Genomic DNA, 939 nt, shown 5'->3' on the forward strand with positions numbered 1-939 from the left:
TGATGCTCTCCGGGGTGCTCGACCGCGTCGACGGGCTGCCGGGCGCCCAGGCGGACGCGCTGCGGTCCGCCTTCGGCATGGCCTCCGACGGCACCGGCGGCGACCGCTTCCTCGTGGGCCTCGCGGTGCTCACCCTCCTCGACGGCCTCGCGGAGCAGCAGCCGTTGCTGTGCCTCGTCGACGACGCGCAGTGGCTGGACCGGGAGTCGGCGGACGCCCTGCTGTTCGCCACCCGGCGGCTGGGCGCCGAGCCGATCGCCGTGCTGCTGGCCGTCCGCGAGGACGACGCCCCCGCCTTCCCCGCCCCCGGCGTCCCGGAGCTGCGGCTGTCCGGGCTGGACGCCGCGTCGGCCGGCGCGCTGCTGGACGAGCACGCAGCCGGCCTGTCCCGGCACGCGCGCGAGCTCGTCCTCAAGGAGGCCGCGGGCAACCCGCTGGCGCTGCGCGAACTCCCCACCGCACAGGGAGAGGCGGAACGGTACGCCTCCCCGTACGGCATGGCCGTCCTGCCCCCGCACAGCAGGCTGCTGCGCGCGTTCACCACGGCCGTCGCCGCGCTGCCGGAACGCACCCGGGCCCTGCTCCTCGTCGCCGCCGCGGCGGGCGCGGCCGACCTCGCGGCCGTGCTCGGCGCGGCGGAACGTTTCGACGCCTCCCTCGACGACCTCGAACCGGCCGAGCGCGCACGCCTGTTGGGTCTCGCGGACGGCCGGCTCGCCTTCCGGCACCCCCTGGTGCGGACCGCCGTCTACCAGGACGCGCCGGCGAGCCGCCGGATCGCCGCGCACCGGGCGCTGGCCGACGCGCTGGCCGACCGGCCCGACCAGGCGGACCAGCGGGCCTGGCACCTCGCCGCCGCCGGGACCGGGCCCGACCCGGAGACCGCCCGGCTGCTGGAGGAGACCGCCGAACGCGCCCGCGCGCGCGGCAGTTCGCGCG

General features: G+C 78.5%; 1 pseudogene. It reads left to right on the forward strand.

Annotated features, from left to right (window positions below):
- Window positions 1-939, forward strand: a pseudogene (locus tag JNW98_RS27980) (helix-turn-helix transcriptional regulator); the annotation flags it as partial.

This window comes from Streptomyces huiliensis, from assembly GCF_020037025.1.
In the GTDB taxonomy this organism is placed as follows: Bacteria; Actinomycetota; Actinomycetes; order Streptomycetales; family Streptomycetaceae; genus Streptomyces; species Streptomyces huiliensis.